The organism is Streptomyces nymphaeiformis (assembly GCF_014203895.1).
Lineage (GTDB): Bacteria > Actinomycetota > Actinomycetes > Streptomycetales > Streptomycetaceae > Streptomyces > Streptomyces nymphaeiformis.
This window is the reverse complement of record NZ_JACHJY010000017.1, coordinates 68,836-90,601: the sequence shown is the minus strand read 5'-3', so window position 1 is coordinate 90,601 and position 21,766 is coordinate 68,836. Positions and strand designations below refer to the sequence as shown.

General features: G+C 68.2%; 21 protein-coding genes and 5 pseudogenes. 15 read left to right on the top strand and 11 right to left on the bottom strand.

What is annotated here, in order from left to right; translation table 11 throughout:
* Nucleotides 1-382 precede the first annotated feature (382 nt).
* Entirely contained in the window at nt 383-2,482 is a 2,100-nt protein-coding gene (locus tag GGE06_RS43225; protein WP_376773651.1) for an eCIS core domain-containing protein, read from the top strand.
* Here GGE06_RS43225 and GGE06_RS43220 read toward each other — a convergent pair.
* The 5 genes and pseudogenes from GGE06_RS43220 to GGE06_RS39905 form a co-directional block, all read right to left on the bottom strand.
* A pseudogene (locus GGE06_RS43220) lies at nt 2,414-3,211 on the bottom strand (IS5 family transposase). The gene GGE06_RS43225 and the pseudogene GGE06_RS43220 sit on opposite strands and share 69 nt — an antisense overlap.
* A 227-nt stretch (nt 3,212-3,438) precedes the next feature.
* Nucleotides 3,439-3,603 carry a hypothetical protein gene (locus GGE06_RS39920; protein ID WP_184933111.1) on the bottom strand — a complete coding sequence of 55 codons (165 nt, stop codon included), beginning with the start codon at nt 3,601-3,603 and terminating at the stop codon, nt 3,439-3,441.
* Between the two features lie 286 nt (nt 3,604-3,889).
* Nucleotides 3,890-4,309: an arsenate reductase ArsC gene (locus tag GGE06_RS39915; protein ID WP_116163781.1), complete on the bottom strand. Its 420-nt coding sequence runs from the start codon at nt 4,307-4,309 to the stop codon at nt 3,890-3,892.
* A 26-nt stretch (nt 4,310-4,335) separates the two neighbouring features.
* Complete coding sequence (locus tag GGE06_RS39910; RefSeq protein ID WP_116163783.1) at nt 4,336-5,076, bottom strand: aquaporin; 741 nt, start codon at nt 5,074-5,076, stop codon at nt 4,336-4,338.
* Complete coding sequence (locus GGE06_RS39905; RefSeq protein WP_116163785.1) at nt 5,073-5,459, bottom strand: ArsR/SmtB family transcription factor; 387 nt, start codon at nt 5,457-5,459, stop codon at nt 5,073-5,075. The genes GGE06_RS39910 and GGE06_RS39905 overlap by 4 nt, the downstream gene beginning before the upstream one ends.
* A 105-nt stretch (nt 5,460-5,564) precedes the next feature.
* On the opposite strand from GGE06_RS39905, the gene GGE06_RS39900 reads away from it, so the two are divergent.
* The 3 genes from GGE06_RS39900 (at nt 5,565) to GGE06_RS39890 (ending at nt 7,259) form a co-directional block, all read left to right on the top strand.
* Nucleotides 5,565-6,083, top strand: coding sequence for an ArsI/CadI family heavy metal resistance metalloenzyme (locus GGE06_RS39900; RefSeq protein WP_116163787.1), 519 nt, complete (start codon nt 5,565-5,567; stop codon nt 6,081-6,083).
* An 87-nt stretch (nt 6,084-6,170) separates the two neighbouring features.
* Nucleotides 6,171-6,629, top strand: a complete 459-nt coding sequence (locus GGE06_RS39895) for an SUKH-3 domain-containing protein (protein ID WP_147321135.1) — start codon at nt 6,171-6,173, stop codon at nt 6,627-6,629.
* 138 nt (nt 6,630-6,767) lie between these two features.
* A complete protein-coding gene (locus tag GGE06_RS39890; RefSeq protein ID WP_184933110.1) occupies nt 6,768-7,259 on the top strand; it encodes a DUF4265 domain-containing protein in 492 nt (163 codons plus the stop codon).
* Nucleotides 7,260-7,591: 332 nt separating this feature from the next.
* Here GGE06_RS39890 and GGE06_RS39885 read toward each other — a convergent pair whose 3' ends face one another.
* Nucleotides 7,592-7,927 carry an SCO4225 family membrane protein gene (locus GGE06_RS39885; protein WP_184933109.1) on the bottom strand — a complete coding sequence of 112 codons (336 nt, stop codon included), beginning with the start codon at nt 7,925-7,927 and terminating at the stop codon, nt 7,592-7,594.
* Nucleotides 7,928-8,250: 323 nt separating this feature from the next.
* Here GGE06_RS39885 and GGE06_RS39880 point away from each other — a divergent pair, with 323 nt between their 5' ends.
* From GGE06_RS39880 to GGE06_RS39870, 4 genes and pseudogenes are all read left to right on the top strand, one after another.
* On the top strand, nt 8,251-8,688 hold the full coding sequence (locus GGE06_RS39880) for an HIT family protein (protein WP_184933108.1): 438 nt from the start codon (nt 8,251-8,253) through the stop codon (nt 8,686-8,688).
* Nucleotides 8,689-9,190: 502 nt separating this feature from the next.
* Entirely contained in the window at nt 9,191-9,991 is an 801-nt protein-coding gene (locus GGE06_RS39875; protein ID WP_184933107.1) for a maleylpyruvate isomerase family mycothiol-dependent enzyme, read from the top strand.
* 432 nt (nt 9,992-10,423) lie between these two features.
* Nucleotides 10,424-10,531, top strand: a pseudogene (locus tag GGE06_RS43925) (IS5 family transposase); the annotation flags it as partial.
* Between the two features lie 32 nt (nt 10,532-10,563).
* Nucleotides 10,564-11,175, top strand: coding sequence for a transposase (locus tag GGE06_RS39870; RefSeq protein WP_312883477.1), 612 nt, complete (start codon nt 10,564-10,566; stop codon nt 11,173-11,175).
* 161 nt (nt 11,176-11,336) lie between these two features.
* On the opposite strand, the gene GGE06_RS39865 is transcribed toward GGE06_RS39870, so the two are convergent.
* Nucleotides 11,337-11,738, bottom strand: coding sequence for a PH domain-containing protein (locus GGE06_RS39865; protein WP_147321137.1), 402 nt, complete (start codon nt 11,736-11,738; stop codon nt 11,337-11,339).
* 133 nt (nt 11,739-11,871) lie between these two features.
* Between GGE06_RS39865 and GGE06_RS39860 the strand changes: the two are divergent.
* From GGE06_RS39860 to GGE06_RS39850, 3 genes and pseudogenes are all read left to right on the top strand, one after another.
* Nucleotides 11,872-12,670: pseudogene (locus tag GGE06_RS39860) on the top strand (IS5 family transposase).
* A 110-nt stretch (nt 12,671-12,780) separates the two neighbouring features.
* Nucleotides 12,781-13,020, top strand: a complete 240-nt coding sequence (locus GGE06_RS39855; protein ID WP_116163801.1) for a hypothetical protein — start codon at nt 12,781-12,783, stop codon at nt 13,018-13,020.
* Between the two features lie 62 nt (nt 13,021-13,082).
* Nucleotides 13,083-14,014 (top strand): annotated as a pseudogene (locus tag GGE06_RS39850) (IS5 family transposase).
* Between the two features lie 4 nt (nt 14,015-14,018).
* Here the strand turns inward: GGE06_RS39850 and GGE06_RS39845 are convergent.
* Together GGE06_RS39845 and GGE06_RS39840 are read right to left on the bottom strand one after the other, a co-directional pair.
* On the bottom strand, nt 14,019-14,453 hold the full coding sequence (locus GGE06_RS39845) for a hypothetical protein (RefSeq protein ID WP_116163802.1): 435 nt from the start codon (nt 14,451-14,453) through the stop codon (nt 14,019-14,021).
* Nucleotides 14,454-14,622: 169 nt separating this feature from the next.
* Nucleotides 14,623-15,831: an IS701 family transposase gene (locus tag GGE06_RS39840; protein WP_116156925.1), complete on the bottom strand. Its 1,209-nt coding sequence runs from the start codon at nt 15,829-15,831 to the stop codon at nt 14,623-14,625.
* Between the two features lie 70 nt (nt 15,832-15,901).
* On the opposite strand from GGE06_RS39840, the gene GGE06_RS39835 reads away from it, so the two are divergent.
* Nucleotides 15,902-16,333: a hypothetical protein gene (locus tag GGE06_RS39835; protein ID WP_116163807.1), complete on the top strand. Its 432-nt coding sequence runs from the start codon at nt 15,902-15,904 to the stop codon at nt 16,331-16,333.
* A 165-nt stretch (nt 16,334-16,498) separates the two neighbouring features.
* Here the strand turns inward: GGE06_RS39835 and GGE06_RS39830 are convergent, their stop codons facing one another.
* Nucleotides 16,499-17,275 carry a hypothetical protein gene (locus tag GGE06_RS39830; protein WP_116163809.1) on the bottom strand — a complete coding sequence of 259 codons (777 nt, stop codon included), beginning with the start codon at nt 17,273-17,275 and terminating at the stop codon, nt 16,499-16,501.
* Between the two features lie 303 nt (nt 17,276-17,578).
* On the opposite strand from GGE06_RS39830, the gene GGE06_RS39825 reads away from it, so the two are divergent.
* Complete coding sequence (locus GGE06_RS39825) at nt 17,579-18,724, top strand: SMI1/KNR4 family protein (protein WP_184933106.1); 1,146 nt, start codon at nt 17,579-17,581, stop codon at nt 18,722-18,724.
* 72 nt (nt 18,725-18,796) lie between these two features.
* Here the strand turns inward: GGE06_RS39825 and GGE06_RS39820 are convergent, their stop codons facing one another.
* Nucleotides 18,797-19,546: a transposase family protein gene (locus tag GGE06_RS39820; protein WP_116163813.1), complete on the bottom strand. Its 750-nt coding sequence runs from the start codon at nt 19,544-19,546 to the stop codon at nt 18,797-18,799.
* A 94-nt stretch (nt 19,547-19,640) separates the two neighbouring features.
* Here GGE06_RS39820 and GGE06_RS39815 point away from each other — a divergent pair, with 94 nt between their 5' ends.
* Together GGE06_RS39815 and GGE06_RS39810 are read left to right on the top strand one after the other, a co-directional pair.
* Nucleotides 19,641-20,453, top strand: coding sequence for a tyrosine-type recombinase/integrase (locus tag GGE06_RS39815; RefSeq protein WP_281402417.1), 813 nt, complete (start codon nt 19,641-19,643; stop codon nt 20,451-20,453).
* A 325-nt stretch (nt 20,454-20,778) separates the two neighbouring features.
* Nucleotides 20,779-21,749: pseudogene (locus GGE06_RS39810) on the top strand (IS630 family transposase); the annotation flags it as partial.
* Between the last annotated feature and the right edge of the window lie 17 nt (nt 21,750-21,766).

Here is a 21,766-nt window from a genome sequence, read left to right as displayed (position 1 = left end):
CGTCGGATCGGGCCCGTTCCAGAAGCCCATGTCCCTGGGACGTGACGCGACGTCTCAGGGACGGTCCCGACGCGCTCGGTACCTCGGGGAGCAGGTCACGTGTGCGCCGGGGCCGTTGCCACGTCAGGACGCGTGCGGCCTCGCCGATGGGACGTGTCCCGTCGGCCCGGCAGCGGAACGGGACGGAGAACCGTGGCTTCGCCCAAGCACTGCCGGCACGGCGTGAACGTCCAGGTCGTCACGGATCCCGCCGGGCGAGTCCTCGCGCAACGTGACGTCGCTGCTTCGCACCACGGAAGTCTGCCCTCCCGGCCCTCCCGCACTGCCCTCCGGCACCTGCCGCGCCACCCGCCCGTCCTGTAGGCAGGAGGGGTTGGAATCCCTGGAGGAAGAGGCCGCCGTGCACGACCGCGACAACACCCGGGCGACGGGACCCCACAGCAGCCCCGCAAGGGCCGACCGGCCCACCCCGGACACGGCGCTGCAACGGCTCCTCGCCCTCCACGGCACCGCCGGGAACGCGGCCGTCGTCCAACTCCTCCGCCAGGCCGGACACGCCCCCGCGGGCCAGGAGCAGCACCGGCACGGCGCCGGCTGCGGCCACGGGCAGCCCGCGCAGGTGCAGCGGTCCGCCGTCCACGACGTCCTGCGCTCCGGCGGGCAGCCGCTCGACGCCGCCACACGCACGGACATGGAGGCCCGGCTTGGCGCCGACTTCTCCGACGTACGGATCCACACAGACTCCGCTGCCAAGGCCTCCGCCGCCGAGGTAGGCGCCCGCGCCTACACGTCCGGCAGCCACGTCGTCATCGGCGAGGGCGGCGCCGACCGCCACACCCTCGCCCACGAGCTCACCCACGTCATCCAGCAGCGCCAGGGCCCGGTCGCGGGCACCGACAACGGCTCGGGCCTGAAGGTGAGCGACCCGTCCGACCGCTTCGAGCGGGAAGCGGAGGCGAACGCGACGCGCGCGATGAGCGGGGCGGCTCCCGTACAGCGGACCGCACGGGAGCCCGCCACCGGCTCCGGGACCGGCCACGACACCCAGGAGCCGCAGATCCAGCGGAAGTCGGTGTTCACGTCGGTCAGCCCGCGCGAGCAGGACGCGCAAAGCCCCATCAAGACGCTCAGCAAGGCGTTCAAGCCCTACTTCACGGCCGCCGGTCTCCAGGAGGAGTACGAGTTCCCCGGACTCAACCTCAAGAAGCCCGGCGACTACCCGGACACCTACGCCCGGGCCGGCAGCGTCACCGCCGAGATAGACCCCGCCTCGGCCCGCAAGGCGGACGGCTCCAACCGCAACAACAACGTGATCTCCCCGTACGGCCATTTCGGCGTCATGGAACGCGGCCTGTTCGACCGCCCCTCCCGCGCCCAGGCCTACGACGGCGGCCATCTCATCGAGCACACGCTGATGGAGGGCCAGGACGCCGACGTCCACGGCAACCTCGCGCCCCAGGAGAGCAAGCACTTCAACCAGGGCCTCATGCGCGGCTGGGAGAGCTTTCCCGAGCACCTCATGCACGGGGGCCACCCGTTCACCTACAAGGTGGACGTGGACTACTCCGACCACACCTACGTGCGCACCGGCCAGCAGATCGTGGACGCCGGAGTCATCACCAAGCTGCACTTCAACGCCATGCCCCAGGCGAACCAGGTCGCGCTGGCCGCCGAGAGGGTCACCTTCCGGCGCTGGGTCCCCACTCAGTGGAAGGGCAAGGTCGAAGGCATGCCCGACGCCCAGACCGGACTCCCGCAGAACCTGCCGCTCACCACCCTGACCAACGGCGCCCATCTGCGGAACCTCGCCCCGACCCACGCGGACGCCCAGGGCATGGTCATGGATCCCACGAACACGCCCGGCGCCCCGCACACCACGGTCCCCGGCCGGCCGAACGCCCTCGTCCGCCAGTACTCGGGAACCCTGGGCGGCCACATCGAGACGGCCGCTCTCGTGCCGAACAACCCGGGCCTCATCACCGTCGGCGGACAGCCGAGTGTCACGGCCCACATGTACCAGCCCGAGCCCCAGGACCTGCGTGACCAGCAGCAGGCCACGACCCAGCCCTCGGGACAGCCCGCCCCCACCCCGCTTGCCGCGGCCATCCCCACGCAGGTCGCCATCCTCAAGCGGGACCTGTCGATCACGGACCTGACCAACTCCCTTGCCGGCCTCAGCACCACGAAGGTCAACCGGGGTCGCGGAAGCGGCGGTCCGGTCCGTGTCAAGAACCCCGCCACCATCGACGCGGAGGCCAAGAAGCAGAGCCCGGAGTACGCCCACCTGCGCAAGACGAGCTATCTGCCCTCGCAGGCGGCGGGCGTCCTGTTCACCAAAGCCGTGATAGCCGCCGTCGAGTCCAACGCAGGCCGGCCCCTGAACAGAACTCAGCTCCAGACCGTCATCGCCGGCTCACGGATCAACAAGAGCGAGGGCCGAGACCTGGCCCTGTTCACCTTCGACCAGCGCACGAAGGACTGACGCCGCCGCCTCGCCCCACAGCTTCACCTCCGCCCGCACCGTACGGCCTGAGTCTCTGCAGTACTGCACAGAAGTCCGTGCTCCGGGGGCGGTGTCCTTGCGGGCGATCTTCGGTGTGATGTCGCGGGCCCGGAGCGGGCGTCGGTACTTGTCGTAGTCGTAGTCGTAGCCGCGGTCGGCGAACGGTCGACCAGGTCGGTGGCGGGGACGGCTGTGCCGCCTGCGGATGTGGGGTATCGCGTCCAACAGTGGCATCAACTGGGTGACGTCGTGCCGGTTTCTGCTGGTCAGCGGCATGACGAGGGGCAATCCATGCCGGTCGGTGATCAGGTGGTTCTTGCTGCCGGGGCAGCCGCGGTCAACCGGCGAAGGTCCGGTGTGAGCCCCCCTTCAAGGGCCGCACCTGAGAGCCGTCGATCGCGGCGTCGTCCATGTCCAGCAGGTCAGCCCTGCGGAGTTCCGCCGAGAGGATCTCGTGCAGGCGGGCCCACACGCCGGCCTCGGTCCAGTCCCGCAGACGTCGTCGGCACGTCACCTCGCTGCAGCCGATCGTCTCGGTCGGCACGTCCGCCCAGGTCACGCCCGTGCGCAGGACATAGAAGACCCCACGCATGGCCGCACGGTCATCCGCCGGCAGTCGGCCTGGGTACCGCCGACGCCGCGTGGGCGAGGTGGGAGCAGTGGAGGAACGCGTTCCCCCAGGTCATCAGGCACAAGATCATCCGGCACACTTGGAACCTTGCCGCTCGCCGGCCCGATGGCCAAGGCCCTGAGCCCAGCCCATTCTGGAATGATCGGTTGCAGGAGCGGGAGGGCGACGAATCAGGCTCTCGCAGGGAACGGCCCGTGCTCCGGTCTGCCGGCGATCGTTCTCCTCCGGCTCTTCCTCGTCGTGCCCCGCTCATTTCCGGCCGAACGAGGGATGTACCTGTGTCGAACGGAGACCAGGGGGCGGCTCAGTCGGCGAGTGCGCGCGCTCGCATCTGCTGCATCATCAGGACCTGAGCGCGGACCCTGTTGTTGGCCCGCCTCCTCGTGAAGCCGGTCAGCATCAGCAGCATCATGAGAGGCAGCAGCCCCGGAACGAAGTACACCCACCGCCAGGCCCCCTTCAAGAACACGGACGGCCCCACAGGCTTCTCCCTCCCCAGCGCGCTCCGTGTTTATCCGAGCGGACGCCCCCCCCGGGTTACGGGACCGATCGTAACCGTGACCCGACATCCCGAACCCGGCCCTGCCTTTCTGAAATGATCAGTAAAGGGGCACCCTTACCCGAGCTGCTTCGGGGTGAAGAGGCCGCCGTGCCAGATCCTGCGGTGACTCACAGGAAAAGGCGGGTGTCTACGGGGCGCGGGATCGACTCCGTCAGGTGGGTTCGAGTCCACGCAACGCTGCGTGCGGCGACACTCATGCACGGGCCTCGATGCCGAGCTCGCCCAGCAGGCCGCGGATGCGTTGCTCGATGGCGTCGCGGATCGGGCGGACGGCGTCCACGCCCTGGCCGGCGGGGTCGTCGAGCTTCCAGTCGAGGTAGCGCTTGCCGGGAAAGTACGGGCAGGCGTCGCCACAGCCCATGGTGATGACCACGTCGGAGGCCTGTACGGCTTCGGTGGTGAGCACCTTGGGTGTCTCGGCGGAGATGTCGATGCCGACTTCCGCCATGGCCGCGACGACGGCCTGGTTGACCGTGTCGGCGGGGGAGGAGCCGGCTGACCGGACCTCGACCCGGTCGCCACCCAGGTGGGAGAGGAAGGCGGCGGCCATCTGGGAGCGGCCCGCGTTGTGGACGCAGACGAACAGTACGGACGGAATCGCGGACGCGGTCATGGTCGGACTTCCTGTGGCGGGGTGGTTCAGCGGCGGGCGGTGGCGAGTTCGGGCTCGCCTGTCGCGGCGGGCGCCGTGGCGGGGGTGGTCGTGGAGCGGCCGAAGAGGGCGACCGCCAGGGCGACGCCGGCGCCGGCGCCGATGAGCTGGGCGGCGATGAACGGCGACACGGAGCCGGGGGCGATGCCCGCGAAGGTGTCGGAGAAGGCCCGCGCGATCGTCACGGCCGGGTTGGCGAAGCTGGTGGACGAGGTGAACCAGTAGGCCGCGCCGATGTACGACGCCACGAGAACCGGGCCGAGACGCTGCTGGGCCGTACGGCCAAGGCCGAGGACCAGGAGCACCAGGCCAGTGGTGGCGACGATCTCGCCGAGCAGGAGGTGACCGGCTGACCGGTCGTGCGTGGAGAGCCGGACGAGGGGTTCGGAGAACATCGCGTTCGCCAGCATCGTCCCGCCGATGCCGCCGGCGATCTGCGCGGGCACGTAGGCCGCGACGGCACGCAGCTCCAGACCGTCCCTGTCGCGGCGTCCGGTCCACCACACGGCCAGGGTCACCGCCGGGTTGAAGTGCGCCCCGGAGACCGGGCCGAGCAGGGCTATCAGCATGCCGAGGCCGAAGACCGTCGCCAGGGAGTTGGCGAGCAGTTGGAGGGCCACGTCGTCGGTCAGTTCGGTGGCCTGGATGCCGGAGCCGACCACGACGGCGACGAGAGCGGCGGTGCCGATCAGCTCGGCCAGGGCGCGGCGCCCCAGGGAGGGCGTCATCTGACCGCTCCGGCCGGTTCGGCAACGGCCGGCGCCTGGAGAAGGGACGAGAGGCGGGCCAGGGCGGCGGGCAGCACCCAGTAGTAGACCCAGGTGCCCCGTCGTTCGGAGCCCACCAGGCCCGCTTCCCTGAGCACCTTCAGGTGATGGGAGATCGTCGGCTGAGACACGTCGAACGGGCCGGTCAGGTCACACACGCACGCCTCGCCACCCTCGTACGAGGCGATCAGTGAGAGCAGGCGCAGCCGGATCGGGTCCGACAGGGCCTTGAACATCTTGGCCAGGTCGACGGCGTCTTCCTCGCCCAGCGGCTCGCGGACCATCGGGGAGCAGCATGCCACCTGGTCGTCCTGCCCGATCACCGGCAATTCTGATTTCGACATGTGTCTATGTTGACAGTCATCTAATCCAGTGGCAACCTCGATCTCGCCAGGCTGTATCGATAAACATCGAAACAGCGTCGGATCGTGAAGATCAGGGAGACCGCCATGTCCCGCGTCCAGCTCGCCCTCCGCGTCGCCGACCTCGAAGGCTCCGTCGCGTTCTACTCGAAGCTGTTCGGCGTCGAGCCCGCCAAGCGTCGCCCCGGATACGCCAACTTCGCCGTGACCGAACCGCCCCTGAAGCTGGTGCTCATCGAGGGAGAGGCCGGCGAGGACACCCGTCTCGACCACCTCGGCGTGGAGGTCGAAGACACCGAACAGGTCACCGCGGCCACCACCCGGCTGAAGGACGCCGGACTGGCCACCTTCGAGGAGAACGACACTTCGTGCTGCTACGCCCTTCAGGACAAGGTCTGGGTCACCGGACCGGGCAAGGAGCCCTGGGAGGTCTACGTGGTCAAGGCCGACGCCGACACCCTGACCAAGAACACCGAGACCGCCCCCGACGCCTGCTGTGGCACCACGGCATGCTGCACCCCCGACGAGCAGGCCCTCGCCTCGACGAAGACGCCGGAGCGGCCGGAGCGAGCGAAGGCAGCCGCCGGCTGCACCTGTGGAGGCTGAGCCTAGGATCTGCCACATCCGTGCCAGATCGTGCGGGGACTCACGGGGAACGAGGGGCGTCGACATGCTCAGGGAAGTGCGCACCGGATGAGTGACGAGCGGAGCAGAGCGAGGGAGGAATCCCTCGGCAGGGCGTTCGCCGGTGCCTCGCACGTCGAGTGCGGCCCCGTGGACGTCGATGCGGCCCGCCTGGCCTACCAGGAGGCGGGTTTCGACGTCACCGACGAGCTCGTGGAGTTCATCGGGACGTACGGCGAGACGACGGTCTTCTGGCCCTCGCACGTCACCGGGGACGAGACGTCGCTGACGGTCTCGGTCGAGGAGGCCGCGGAGGCGTTCGCGCCGAACGTGCGGTACTTCGAGAAGCGTCTCGGCATGTCCGCCCTGCCGGTGGGCATCGCCTTCGAGACCGAGGAGATGGTTCTCCTCGGGGAGAACGGTGACATCGTCCTCGGTGGCGACGCAGGAGTCCAGCGGGTCGCGCACGGGTTCGAGAAAGCCGTGCGGGCCCTGATCTCGGGCGACTGGGACATGACGTTCTTCTAGTCGCCGGAACCCGCTTCGCGGATTGAGGCAACAGGCTGTGACGGGTGCCCCTGGCGGTCGGGCTGGTCACCCTGGCGACAGGGCCGGCCACAGGGTGCGGCAGGCCCGCTTCGCATGGGGGCCGATTAGCCTGTGGCCATGTCGCAGAAGTACATCGTCCACGAGGAACCGGCGGTCCGTACGGCTTCCCAGCGCATCGCGATGGCCGACCTGGCTCCGTTCGGCTTTCCGGGCCTCCACGAGCAGGTATGGCTCGGGGGCTGCGAGGACGGCCTGTTCGTCATGCAGTGCGTGCCCTTCCGGATCTACGGGCTGAACCTCTTCGACGTGGTGCGCTTGGACGAGGACGGCATGCTCGTCGAGGTCGTGGAGAAGGGCGGCCACCGCACGCTGCGGGCGCTGCTCGAGGCGGGCCTGGAGCCCCAGGTCTTCGAAGAGGTCGCCGGCGGCATCGCCTCGCGGGCCCGGAGCGGGGGCTTCGCCGTCGAGTGGAGCGGCGACCGCCACGCGGCGATCGACGTGCCCGCCGGCGGGGACTCGGCTTCCCTGGTGGCGTTCATGGACGCGCACGAGGAGGCCGGGACGCTGTTCTGGGAGTGGAGCGAATCCCAGCCCTTCCAGGGCCCCTGACGATGCCCCTCGCCCCAGCCGTATCGCCGGGACGGGCCGAAGCCAGGCGACTCGGTCGACCGCGAGTCACTGGGACATGAGGTTCTCGATGACCTCACCGTCCTCCGCACGCAACTGACTCCACGAGGCAGCGACGTCACGCAACCTGTAGTGGACGGGCGAGGCGAGAGCGTGAAGACGACGCACCCGTCATTGTCCTGGCCGGCGACGATGCGAGGGGGCGGGATGCCTTTCTCGCCTGTGTCGCAGAAGCTGTTACCCGCGTGGAGGAGGTGACCCGTGCTCCTGGTGGGTCGAACGGCATGACGCTTTGTGGAGTCGGGGGAGGGTTTTCACGTGGTGGTGCGGCCCTGCTGCATCACGTTTCTCCGGAGTGCCTGGTAGCCGAGGCCGATGAGGAAGGAGTGGAGCAACGCGGCGAGGGCCAGCGCCGCGAGGAAGTACCCGAACGCCAGGCCCGAGTCGCCGTTCGCGAAGTCGGGGAGGAGCAGGATCATGCTGGTGGGCGCGGTGAGCAGGAGGACCCAGAGGGGCGCGAAGCTGCTGTCCGTGGTTGCCGAGGCGAACACCATGGGGAGCGCCGCTATGGCCACCAGGCCGAGGTAGACCAGCGAGGCGGGGTTGGCGAACGTAAGTCGGACGAGTGTGCGGGGGTAACTGTCTCGCATGATCGATTCCTCCTGGGCGGATCGGTTCCGCCGTGTCGACGAGGGGTCCATCGTGCGGCGGGGCGGCCCCCGGCGCCTGAGTAGCGCTACTCAAACCGCTGTGGGGGCCTGCGCGTTGCGGGCCGTGTGGCTGATCACGCCGGCCGGCCACCCTGCTCTCCGCTTGCATGCGGATGGTCCCGCCTCCCGGGCTGTAGCGGTTGCGGGCGGAGGTTGTTCGGCTCTATCGAGCAGTAGTGGCTCTGGCGCAACTTCCGTGATTCCGTCGGTCAGCCAGTACTCCATCGCGTGACGTGCCGGTGGCTCGTGGAAGCGTCGTCCGTATGTTGTGCATCTTCTGCCGGCTCATCCGCGAAGACCGCGCACACTGGGTGGCCCGTGGGCCCCGGGCGTGTGCGTTCACCCCGCTCAACCCTCTCGCTCCGGGGCACACCCTGGTGGTGCCGACGTCCCATTTCGCCGACCTCTTTGACACGCCCGGCGAGGTACTGGCCGAGACGACGGCGCTGGTCCAGCGTCTGGCCAAGGCGATGCGGTCCGGGCTGAACGCGTCCGGAGTGAACGTCCTCAGCGCGAGTGGTCCGGGCTCGGAGCAGTCGGTGCCTCACCTGCACTTCCACGTCGTTCCGCGGTGGCCGGAGGATGGCATCTCTACCTGGCCGGCCGGCCAGTCGCAGCATCGGTTCGCCGGAGATCCAGCTTCGCGAATCGCCGACGCACTGGCCGCAGAGGCACGTCACACAAGTCGAACCAGAGCCTGACGGCAGCACTGACTCGGCCATCGCCGTGACGTTGGGTGGCAGCCGCACCTCGTCACCCAGGCTCTCTACCTTTGATCTTGGCCGGTGCTCCGGCGTTTACGCCGGGGGTGAAGGCCGTCTCAGGACGGCTCTGACCCGTACGTGAGCACGGGGCAATGGCTGCTGTTCTTCCGAACTTGAGGAGTGCTGGTCGAACGGGAGTCACCTGAACTCCCGACCCGATCGGTCTTCCCCCGCCGTCGTGACCTCCGCGTCCATCACATCGAGCGGCAGCATGACCGCGCGCACCGGGTGGACGTCACGTCGCCGAGGTGCCCGGCCGCACGGCGAGGCCAGAGCACCCACAGGCACGACGCCTGGCGTACCGCCGCCACCAGCGTCCTCGCAGCAGTGCGCAGCTTGTCACCCGAGCGGTGGGAGGCGAGGACGTCCGCAATGGCCGACCGGCGGCGGCTGTGAAAATCGCTGTCCGATCACCGGAGCACGGTGATAGACACCCGGCGTGGAAAAGAATCTTGAGTTCCCCGACCTGTTGCGACTGATCGATGAACGGTCGACCGCCTTCCGCGCCGTGGTCGCCGCCGCGCCCGGTCTCGACGCACAGGTGCCGACCTGCCCTGGGTGGACGCTGTTCGATCTGGTGAAGCACCTGGGCGGGGGCGACCGCTTCTGGGCCGCCATCGTCGGCGCGGGGCCCGCCGACGCGCCCCCGGCCGAGGCCGTCGCCGCGCGCGCCGCGCTGGAAGTGCCGCAGGAGCGTGAGGCCCTGCTGGCCTGGCTGGACGGGTCGACGCAGCTTCTGCTGGGCGCCCTGCGCGCGGCGGGACCGGAGAGCGGTTGCTGGACGTGGTGGCCCGCGTCGCAGTCACCGCAGACCGCCGGCGGCACCGCCCGGCACCGGGTCCAGGAGACCGCGGTGCACACCTACGACGCCCAGCTCGCCGGGGGCGCCCCGCAGCCGCTGCCGGTCGAGCTGGCACTCGACGGTGTGGAGGAGTTCCTGTTCACCGTCTGCGCAACGCCGAGTGCCTGGCCGCACAAGCCCACGGCCTTCGACTTCCACGCCGCCGAGGGTCGCTCCTGGCGCCTCACCGTCGACGGCGACGGCGCACGCACCACCCGCATCCCCGCGCCCACCGCCGCGACCGGCGAGGACTCGGACACAGTCGGCGCCTCCGTCCACGGCACGGCCAGTGAGCTGGTCCTCTACCTGTACGACCGGATCCAGGCCGACTCCTTGCACGTTGACGGAGACGCAGGGCTTCTCGACCTGCTCCGCGCCTGGGAGCCGGAGGAGAAGTAGGACATAGCGGAGGCGGTTGGCCGCGCCTCGAACCGGTAAGACACGACTCTTCGCCAGGTTCGTCAGTCGCGGCACCGGGCTCAAACCCGCGAGGCGGCCTCGGGGCGTCACCAAGCCGACCGTCTACCTGGAGGGCAGTGCGAATTCGTCCGTCCCAGCGACCACGAGAAGCGACGCGACTGCCGTCGTCCCGATCTCGTCGAGAAGTCATTCGATCGGGTGACTGCGGCGGCTGCCGTGCATGAGAGCAGGGCCTCTCGGTAGCTCGAAGGGTGTCGAAGCCAACATGCGGTCCAGGAGGCCCTGTTGTCGCATTTCTACGGCAACGCGGGAGCGGGGCCCACTTCGGCCACTCTCGCGTGTGACTGTCTGGCTCACAGGTTCGGGAACGCCAGAGACCACGGGGCGCGCGAGCGTCGGTATCCCACCGACATGTCGGACGCCGAGTGGGCGGTGGTCCGGCCACTGCTGCCGGTGCCGGGCTGGCTGCGGGGCCGGGGCGGGCAACCGGAGGCTTATTGCCACCGCGCGATGCCGGACGCGATCCGCTACCTGGTCGACAACGGCACGAAGTGGCGGGCCATGCCTGCCATTTCGGGCCGTGGGAGCGGGTCTACGCGTTCTTCCGGCGCGGGCGCAACCACGATCTGGTCCGAGAGTTCCACGACCGGCTCCGCCGCCTGGTCCGCGAGCGGGCCGGGCGGGACTCGGAGCCGGGCGCGGGCGTGATCGACTCGCGGTCGGTCAAAGCGGACGCGGTCGTCGGCTCTGACAGCCGCGGCTTCGACGGCGGCAAGCTGATCAACGGCCGCAAGCGGCACGTCGTGGTCGACACCCTTGGCCTGCTGCTCGCGGTGATGGTCACCGCAGCGGATGTGGGCGACCGCTCCGCGGCCCAGGTCCTGCTCACCCAGGTCACTGCCGCGCACCACCTGCTGGCCCTGGTCTGGGCCGACGGCGGATACACCGGCAGCCTCGTCGAGTACTGCCTCGCGGCCCTCGCCCTGGTCCTCGCCATCGTCAAACGCAGCGACGGACATGCGCGGCATCGTCGTGCTGCCCAAGCGGTGGATCGTCGAGCGGTTCTTCGCCCATCTGATGCGAAGTCGCCGTCGCGTGCGCGACTTCGAGCGTTCCATCGCCAGCGCGGAGGCGATGGTCTACTGGTGTCGGCGTACACGTGAACGGGCTCTGTCTCTGATCTTGTGATGTTGGGCAGTCGACCTGCTTCCGCACCCGCACTGGCAACAGAGCGGTCCCCGAACACTGTGCAGCTGCGACCAGGAAGCCTTCGGACACGCGACTGCGACGAGGTGCCGGCGGTACGGCACCCCTGCCGCAGCAGTCACGCGCAGTTGAGGCAGTCGGTGACGTGGGTGGCGTGCAGGGACTTGATCAGGGCGAAGTCGGCGTCGACCGTACGGCTGGAGTATGAAGCGAGGGCACCGAGTCCCACCTGCTCACCGTTTTTGAGAACCAATCCAGGAGCCTGCGCCGGTGCCAATCCAGGGCCCTCCCCGGTATCGACCGTGCCGATCGCACACCACGGAACGACTTTCGAGCGTCCCAGGCCGCGTGCGGTGAGACCCGTGGAGTCGATCCGCACGCCCATGACACAGCTGCGGAACGCAACCCAGACACCGCCCGCGCCACTCACGGTGTAGATCACTGTGCCAGCAGGATCTGCGGCAACCGCCCCACTGATCAACGCCCCAGCGCCCAGCAGGGCAAAGAGACTCCCCACCATGAACAGGACTATCTGCTGCCCCGGCCTACGGAGAGTCTGGGTGGGCATCGGGCTCGATGAAGGGGACTCCATGGCCACGACCTTAAGAGGTCATCTCATTTGGCCGGTCGGTAGGCTGCGGGCTGTGGTGGGGATTGTTGAGCGGCTGGTGCCGGACGAGTTGTGGGAGCTGTTCCAGCGGGTGGTGCCGGAGGCTCCTTCGCGGCCCCAGGGTGGTGGTCGGCGGCGGCACGGTGACCGGGAAGTGCTGGCGGCGATCGTGTTCGTGGCCACGTCGGGCTGCACGTGGCAGCAGTTGCCGTCTGCGTCGTTCGGGCCGTCGGGAGCGACGGCCCACCGGCGTTTTTCGGAGTGGTCGAAGGCCAGGGTGTGGGCCAAGCTCTATCGTCTGGTCCTCGACGAGCTCGGCTCCCGGGGTGAGCTGGACTGGTCGAGGTGTGCGATCGACTCGGTGAACATGCGGGCCTTGAAAAGGGGGGCCTGACGGGTCCGAATCCTGTGGACCGGGGCAAGTACGGGTCGAAGATCCATCTGATCACCGAGCGGACCGGTCTGCCCATCTCTGTCGGGATCTCGGCGGCGAACCTGCACGACAGCCAGGCGCTGATCCCGCTGGTGAAGGGCATACCACCGATCCGCTCCCGCCGCGGCCCCGGCGACGTAAGCCGGGAAAGCTCCACGGCGACAAGGGCTACGACTACTCTCACCTGCGGCAATGGCTACGCGAGCGCGGTATCACCCACCGCATCGCCCGCAAGGGTGTCGAGTCCTCGCAGCGGCTGGGCCGTCACCGCTGGACCATCGAGCGCACCATGTCCTGGCTCGCCGGCTGCCGCCGCCTTCACCGACGCTACGAGCGTAAAGCCGACCACTTCCTCGCCTTCGCCGCCATCGCCTGCACCCTCATCTGCTACCGCAGGCTCGCAAGATGAGATGAGTACGCGTACTCAGGTACACGAAGCGCTGAGAGTGGAACCGTGGCTGCGTGGACGCTTACTCGCATGCGCCAGGCCGAACCCTGTTACCGCCGATCATTACCGGGATGGTCCTTCTCGGCATCCTCGCGGTCCTTCGCGGCGTTGGCTGGCTCTTCTCCTCCAGCCACCAGTGCAAGGGAAGGAACAACGACGCGGACTACAACACGCCGGGCGAAGCGATTGCCTCCGGGCTCGCCCACACCGGTGAGGACGTGTATCGATGGACCGGGTCAGCGGCGGTCGTGGTCTTTGTCGGCATGTGTGGGTGGGGAGTGATCGCTTTCATAGCCTGCCGACGGGGTTGAATCGCTTAGGACTTGTCCGGCCGATCATGTGACTGCTCCGTGCCCAAGTCGTTCCTGTGAGCATGGGGCGGGGCGATCTGAGTGATGCCGAGTGGGAACGGCTGCGGCCGTTCTTGCCGGTCAGCAACGGGCGTTGCGGCAGGTGGCGGGATCACCGGCAGGTGATCGACGGGATTCTGCACCGGGTGCGGACCGGGGTGTAGGGGCGTGACCTTCCCGAACGGTTCGGACCGTGGAAGACCGTCTACGAACGCCACTGTCTGTGGTCGGCCGACGGCACCTGGGAACGTCTGCTCCAGCAGGTCCAGGCCGCGGCCGACGCCGCAGGCGAGATCGACGGGGACATCTCGGTGGACTCCACTATCGTCCGCGCGCATCAGCACGCGGCCGGCGCCCGCACCGATCCGCCTCCGGCCCCGGCATCAAAGGGGGCCGCAGGCATGGAACACCAGGACGAGACGCCCTGGCAGAGTCTCATCGCCCGCCTGGTGGAGGTGGTGCTGGAGGCGAGGGCCTGGGCCGGTCGCGGGGCGGGTTCACCACCAAGCTCCACCTGAGCGCGGACGGCCGCTGCCGCCCGCTGTCTCTGATCGTCACCCCAGGTCAGCGAGCTGATTGCACCCAGTTCAAGCCGGTCCTGGAGAAAATCCGGGTGCCGAGACCGCGCCTGGGACGGCCACGCAAGAAGCCCGACAGCCTCGCGGCCGACAGGGCCTACAGCAACGGCCCCATCCGCGAGTACCTGCGACGCCGGGGAATCCGACACACCATTCCGGAGAAGACCGACAGTCAGGCGGCCCGCCTGCGCAAAGGCGCCCGCGGTGGACGGCCGCCCGGCTTCGACGAGGACCGCTACAAGAAGCGCAACACCGTCGAGCGGGCGATCAATCGCCTCAAGCAGTCCCGGGCGGTCGCCACTCGCTACGACAAGCGCGGTTACGTCTTCCTCGGCACCGCCACCGCGGCGGCCGTCGTGATCTGGCTTCGGACCTGAGCTCTTACGCGACCCAGCAGTAGACGCTCTGGTTCTGACGCCGGGCGCTGCTGACGAGGGCAGCGAGATCACCCACGATCGCGTCGGCGATCTGCGTGTCGATGACCTCGCCGTCCTCGGCACGCAGCTGGATCCACGAGGCGGCGACATCGCGCAATCTAGCGTGCTCAGCGTCCGCAAGCGCTGCGGACAGGCGAGGTGAGAGCGCGAAGACGACGCACCCGTCATTGTCCTGGCCTGCGACGATGCGAGGCTCACCAGCCTCGACCAGTTCCTGGAAGCTGCCGCCGACCATAAGACATTCCCACTCCAGCACGGCTTCTTCGGGATCGAAGTTGCCGAAGGAGAGCGACTCGAATGCCCGTCCCGGCCCAGACTGGATAGCCAGGCTCGCTGACGTGTCGTCCGGCGCCACGAAGAACTTCACGGTGATGCTCACCCGGGCATCATGCCCGACTGCCGACAGCCATGATCGGCCGGACAAGTCCTAGTAGTGCTTTGTTAGGTGGTGTCGTAGGGCTGCCATGGGACGGTCTGTCGGCAGGTGGGGCAGGTGCCGGTCCAGGTAGCGATGAGCTGTTGGAGGAGGTCCAGGGCCTGGTAGAGGGTCAGGCCCTGGCAGGGGCTTTTGGGTGTCTCCGCTGTTCGGTCAGGAACAGGTGGGCGGCGGTGACGAGGGTGACGTGCCGGTGCCAGCCGGCGAACGAGCGGCCCTCGAAGTGGTCCAGGCCCAGGGCTGTTTTCAGCTCGCGGTAGTCGTGCTCGATCCGCCACCGGGCTTTTGCCAGTCGGACCAGATCCCTGGCGGGGATGTCGGCGGGCAGGTTCGAGATCCAGTACTGCACCGGTTCGCGCTCGCCCTCGGGCCACTGGGCGATCAGCCAGGACAACCCGATCGTGCCGTCGGCGGCCGGTTTCGGGCGACGGCCCGCGAGCCGGACGTGCAGGAACACGAAGTGCGAGCTCATCGCCGCCTTCGATCCCTTGCGCCAGGTCACGGTCCGGCCGCGGCCGCGACCTGCGGCCAGTACGTGCTCGCGCAATGACACGGGTCGGGTGCGGTAGCGGGGCAGCGGCCTGGGGCCGAGCCCGCCGTATTCGGGCTGGTGCGGCACCGCGTCCTGGCCGTGGGCGGTCATCTCGCCCTTGGCCTGCAGCACCCAGGCCAGGCCGCGTTCGTCCAGGCCATGGCGGAAGTCGGCGTTCGCGCCGTAGCCGGTATCGGCGACCAGGACGGCGGGCCGCAGCCCGGAGCCGGCGAGTTCGTCGAGCATGTCCAGGGCGAGCTGCCACTTGGGACGGTGGCGCTCGTCGTCGGGGATGCGGCAGGCCCGCCTGCGGGCCTGGGCGTCGGGACCGTCCCAGGCGGCGGGCAGGAACAGGCGCCAGGACAACGGGCACGAAGCCTCCTCGGAGGCGGCGTGGACACTGACGCCGATCTGGCAGTTGCCGACCTTGCCCAGGGTGCCCGAGTACTGCCGGGCCACCCCGGGCGAGGAATGGCCGTCCTTGGGGAAGCCGGTGTCGTCCACCACCCACACCTGCGGCTGCACGACGGCCGCCGCCCGCCACGCCAGCCGGGCCCGCACGTCCCTGACCTGCCACGTCGAGGTCGTGATGAACTGCTGCAGCTGCTGGTGATCGACACCGAGCCGTTCAGCCATCGGCTGCATCGACTTCCTGCGGCCGTCCAGCAGCAGTCCCCGCAGATATAACGCGCCCTTCGCTCTCTGGTCCCGACGCACCAACGGCGCGAACACCTCCGCCGCGAACTCCTCCAGCCGGCCCCGCACCGCGGCAAGCTCCCCAGCCCTCATACAGCCAGCGAACTACCAACCACCCACCACGACAAGACCACCTAACAAAGCACTACTAGGAAGCGTCCTTTTGATCCTTGACCGAGTGTGCTTCGACCTGTGCCTGACGACGGGGGTGCTGCGGATGCGGAAAACGAACAAGCGGAAGGTGTCGGCCTTATTGGCCGTGGTCCTGGCGGGGGTCCTCTCGGCCTGCGGCGAGCAGGAGCCCGATCCGGAACGGGTCGCATCCTGGCGGGAGGACTACTGCTGGGACCTGTCGACCTGGCAGCGGATCACCCACGACCCGCCTGTGAAGGGCTACGGTAACGAGCCCGTACTCACCGCTGCGGCGGTGATCTCCGCGGCGAAGGTCATTGATCGCGAGCACCTCGACCACGAGGGCAGCCACATCCTGTACGACACGGTCGAGGCGGTCTCGCACAACGACCAGGACGCGGAGAAGCGAGTGTCGGAGTACTGCGCAGAGGTGGGCTTCGAGACGCTGATGAAGTACGACTAGGGCGGAATGAGGATACGGGCCGCGAAGGAGGACGAAGGGTGCGCGGCCGCACATGCTGCTCTTCAGAGCTTCATTCGGCAAACGTGACCTTCGACGATGCCTGAGCTGTAGGGCCGGGCAAGGCCAGACGCCACCGGGTAGAAGTCCTGCCGCAGGATGGCTGATTCAGCATGAGCTTGCAGGAGTGACGGTGACAGGGCTAGGCACCTGGTTTCCGGGGCGTGGCAGGGTGAGGAGAAAGCACTGGTCGACCGTTTGGGCGGTATCGGTCAGGAGAGCGGAGATAGTGGTGGTGCGTTTGTCGTGTGTCACCTTCCTGACGGTCAGTCGGCCCAGGGGCCTCGTCCGGTCGAGCGCGCGCCGGGCCTGCGTAACGGTCGTCAGGTCGTCGTCCAGGCCCTCCAGAACCTCCCTCGCGCCGCGGGCCAGGTGGCCGACCTCGCTGCTGGGTAGGCAGGCGGTGGTCTCCCGGGTGGTGACGTCGACGCGCCAGGTACGGTCGGGGCCGAGAGTGTACGTGAAAATGCCGCAGGCGGCGATCCGGTCGGAGCCGCCGCCCAGCATGTTGACTCTTTGGTAGTCGGTCGCCTTCTCGACCACCGCAGTGAACTTCTTGTGGGCCGCGTCGTAGGTGATGACGGGTGCCTCGGTATGCTTCCCGATGAGGGCGGTGAGTGTGGCGGGGTCGGTGGCGGCGCTCGCGCGGAGCGCTCCGGCCGACTCCAGGGCCGCGCGGTTGATGAGGTCGTGGAGCTCAGCCTCGGCCGCCGTCCGGTTCTTCTCAGTGGTGTTGCCGGTGCTCCACAGAACGTACCCGACCACGGTCACGAGACTTACGCCGACCATGATCAGCAGAACCAGGAAGACCAGGCAGCCACCGGTTATGGAGCGCTCGATCCGCTTCTTGACCGGCGTGCCGCCGACGGGTCCGGGTGAGGTCATAGTCCGAGTCTCCTACGAACTCGTAGCGTAGTTTCGCTGATTGGGCCTGACGGGGCGCGAACGGTGGCGCGATCTGGCCCAGCGAGCGGCTTCGGGAGGAGCGCGCGACGCGGACGAGGAAGCCGGTTTGCCGCACTGCGGCCTCTTCGCAGCACTCGGGCTGGATCCAGTCCGGCAGCGGGGTAAAGCTGAGGCAACTCGCTGGAACAGCTCCCACAGCCCGTCCGGCACCAGACGCTCAACGTTTCCCGCCACGGCCTACAGCCCACTGAGCCAATTGAGATGACGTCTAAGGTCGGCCCTATGACATCAGACCTGGTCCAGGACGCATGGAATCGCATCGACGCGTGGCTGCGCGAGCACGCGCCCCGCACCTTTGCCACGCTTCGGCCGCCCGCAGGAGACGAGGAGATCGCAGCAGCGCAACAGGAACTGGGGGTCACATTTCCTCCAGACCTGGTCGCTTCACTCCTCCGGCACAACGGGGCGCTGGAGGGCCCTGAAGCTTTCCGCTTCAGCACGGGCGACCGGTTGCTCGGAGTGAGCGGAATCCTCGGGGACACCGGGTTCTTGCGCGGCATCGACCAGGGCCTCGATGGGGAGACCGAGGGCTACTGGCTTCACGACTACGTGAAGTTCGGTTCTTACGACGTGACGTCGGACGGTCTTCTGATGGATTGCCGTACCGGGCGGGACTCCTTCGGTGTGATCGGACGGTTCTTCGACGAGACCGGCACCAGTTTCGGGCAGGCCGACTCGCTGGGTGAGTATCTGACCGAACTGGCCGGCACGCTGGAGCGCGGCCAGGACGCCGGTGTCGTCACCTTCAACGGCCGGCTGTTCTGGGAGGGGCGTCCGCCTGCCAGGCCGCAGTACAGTGCCGACGAGCCCCTTTCCGCACCAGATGAGCAGCTGCCAGAGCTGAACCTGTCCTACAGTCCCACCGACCTCCTCCACGTGAGCCACCTGGACGGGCATGAGGAACTCGGTGCGCTGATCGCAGTTCTGCCGTACGAGCAGGTGGTCGATGCCGCGCGGAAGCAGGCGCGCAGACTGGCGGTCGAAACGGGCCTGAACAACTATCCGGAGGTCAAGACAGCCCTGGACGCGTGGGAACGCGGTGTGGCCCCGCCGCAGCCGGACCAGACCGGCCCCCTCGCCTTGCGACTCCGCGCGGTGCTCGCACAGGCCGACACCGGCCGAGACCACACACGCAGGTGGGCCGCGGAGAAAATAGCCCTTGGGATCTGGGGGTCCCCGTACAGGTCCGTGTGCGAGAGCGCGGAGATCCGGAGTCACTTCACTCTCGACTGGCGTGCGGACCTGCATGCGGACCTGGGCAATCAGCCCCTGCCACCGATACCTGACGACCGATTCTGGGGGGCGCTGCGCAACCCCGCCATCGACTCCAGTTGGTACGCGGCCCAGTACGGCCAAGACCAGGACTGACGCCAGGGGTTCGGTTCCGGGTGAGCGCCTCATGTGGCGGTTATCGCCAGACGAAGCACTCACTGGGGATCGTCACCGTTGCCGCTCCAGCGTGAGGATGGCCTTGACGATTGACGTCATGCGGTTGGGGCTGCACCGGGACCTGCGGAAGATCCGCCAGGACTTCAGGATCGCGACACCGCGTTCAACGGGCGCTCGTGCTGCGGCCAGCGCCCGGTTGAGGGTCTTTTCGGTGGGAGTGAGTTTCTGGAGTGGCTTGCGTTTGATGCCGGTGGTCAGCCACGGTCCTGCGCCTTGGTAGGCGAGGTCGGCCAGGATGGGAACGCCCTGGCGCTCGCAGATCCGGATGATCCGGTGGGTGCGGGCGGCGGTCAGGTCGTGTGTGCGGCCCGGCAGGGCGGGCGAGAGCCACAGCAGCCGGCCGCAGGGGTCGGTGACGACCTGCACGTTCACGCCGTGGCGCCGGTGTTTGTGGGAGTAGTCGGCCCGGCCGTCGCCGACCCGGTCGCACTCGGCGAGGGTGCCGTCGAGCAGGATGAAGTCGGGATCGTGCTCGCGCAGCGTCTTGAGCAGACCCGGTGCTCGTTCGGCGAGCATGTCGACGACCGCGCGGGTGTAGGCGTGGGCGGTGGACTCGCTGATCCCGAACCCGGCGGCGATCTTCGCCAGAGTCGTGTGCTCTCGTAGGTACACCAGTGCCACCATCGCGCGCTGAGACGGACGGAGCTTGCAGGGCCGGTCGCCCTCACGGGTGACGATCAGCATGGTGACCCACTCCACGAGCGCATGCGGCAGGTCAAGTGCGGCAAGATAGGTGACCAACGAGGCCCCCGAGCAACGTGATCAAGGTGTCAGACATCTCGATCAACAGCTCGGGGGCCTCCTTCGTTGCGCTTCACGGCCCATCACCCGATCGGTGGCCAACTCGAAGAAGCTCAATGAAGTGCTCAACACGGCAGTGGAGAAAGGGTACTTCGCGGAGAACCCCCTCAACGGCCTCCGGTGGAACGCTCCGGCCGTCAACGAGGAGGTTGACCCGGCTGCAGTTCCCAACCCGGCACAAGTTGCGCGGCTCCTCGCGGCAGTCGCTCAGCAGCGCGGGCGGGGCCCTCATCTGAAGGCGTTCTTCGGTTGCATGTACTACGCGGCGATGCGGCCGGCGGAGGTCATTCACCTCCGGCTTGAGCAGTGCCATCTTCCCGAGACCGGGTGGGGCATGCTCAACCTGTCGGGTGGTGTCGTCACCGCAGGCAAGGAGTGGACAGATGACGGCGCGGTGCATGAGGTGCACTCGCTCAAGCGTCGCGCGGCTACCGCGACTCGGCCCGTGCCCATCCCGCCGCGGTTCGTGCGTGTACTCCGTGCACGCATCGACCGCTTCGGTGTGGCACCGGACGGCCGGCTGTTCCGGAATCAGGCCGGCAACTACGTGGACCCAGCGGCCTATGGCACGACGTGGGCGCGGGCTCGGGAGTACGTGCTCACGCGCATGGAGCTCGGCTCCGGGCTGGCCAAGCGGCCCTACGATCTCCGGCACGCCGGCATCTCGTTCTGGTTGTACTCCGGTGTGGACCCAGCCGAATGCGCTCGCCGCGCGGGTCAGAGCATCGAGGTTCTCTTCCGCCACTACGCCAAGTTCCTGGACGGCGTGCGGGAGCAGGCCAACCGCCTCATCGAGCAGTCCATGGAGGAGTGGGAGCGCGTCAGCCGAGGTGAGGCCGCGGGCTGAGTCGGAGTTTTGGTCCGTGACTGGTCCGGAAGCGCTGGTCAGGAGTGGGATACCGGTGGGAGGAACTGGGAGTTTCAACGCAAACTCGGCTTCGCCCTGGGAGGCGCGAGCGAGAGGCGCCTGACGGGCAAAAGCCCAGGTCAGGAGCCTCTTTTTGTGCCTCTAGAAGAAGCCGAGCTTCTTAGGCGAGTACGACACCAGCAGATTCTTCGTCCACTGATAGTGCTCCAGCATCATTTTGTGGGTCTCGCGGCCGATGCCGGACTGCTTCGTCCCGCCGAAAGCAGAATGTGCGGGCTTTGATAAAACTCCGACTGGAGGCGCGGTGGCTGAGCCTGTCCGTGTACGCAGACTGACCGACCAGGAGGGGCAGAAGCTGCAGCAGATCGTGCGCCGGGGCAGCACGAGTTCGGTGCGCTATCGGCGCGCGACGATGCTGCTCGCCTCGGCGGGTGGGAACCGGGTGCCGGTGATCGCCCAGCTGGTCCAAGCCGACGAGGACACCGTGGACGATGCGATCCACCGCTTCAACGAGATCGGCCTGACCTGCCTGGACCCTCAGTGGGCGGGAGGCCGTCCCCGCCTGCTCAGTCGTGATGACGAGGACTTCGTCATCCGGACGGCCACCACTCGCCCCAGCAAGCTCGGCCAGCCCTTCACCCGCTGGTCGATCCGCGAACACGCCGCCTACTTGAGCAAAGTGCACGGAGGTGTCATCCGCATCGGACGTGAAGCCTTACGGTGCCTACTCCGGCGCCGTGGCATCACCTTCCAGCGCACCAAGACCTGGAAGGAGTCACCCGACCCTGATCGCGACGCCAAGCTCGGCCGGATCGAGCAGGTGCTGGAACGCTTCCCGGACCGGGTCTTCGCCTTCGACGAGTTCGGGCCCCTGGGGATCCGGCCCACCGCAGGCTCCTGCTGGGCCAAGCAGGGCAAGCCAAACCGGCTGCCGGCGACCTACCGCCGCACCCGCGGCGTCACCTACTTCCCCCCTACGTACTTCCACGGCTGCTACTCCGTGGGCGACGACCGCCTGTGGGGCGTCAACCGCCGCCGCAAGGGCACCGCCAACACCCTGGCCGCGCTCAATCGATCCGCGCCGCCCGCCCCGACGGCGTTCCCATCTACATCATCCTGGGAAACCTCTCCGCCCGCACCTGCGCCGACATCCGCCGCTGGGCGAAGAAGAACAAGGTCGAACTGTGTTTCACCCCGACCTACGCCTCCTGGGCCAACCCGATCGAGGCCCACTTCGGCCCGCTGCGGCAGTTCACCCTGGCCAACTCCCACCACCGCAGCCCCCGAGCGCC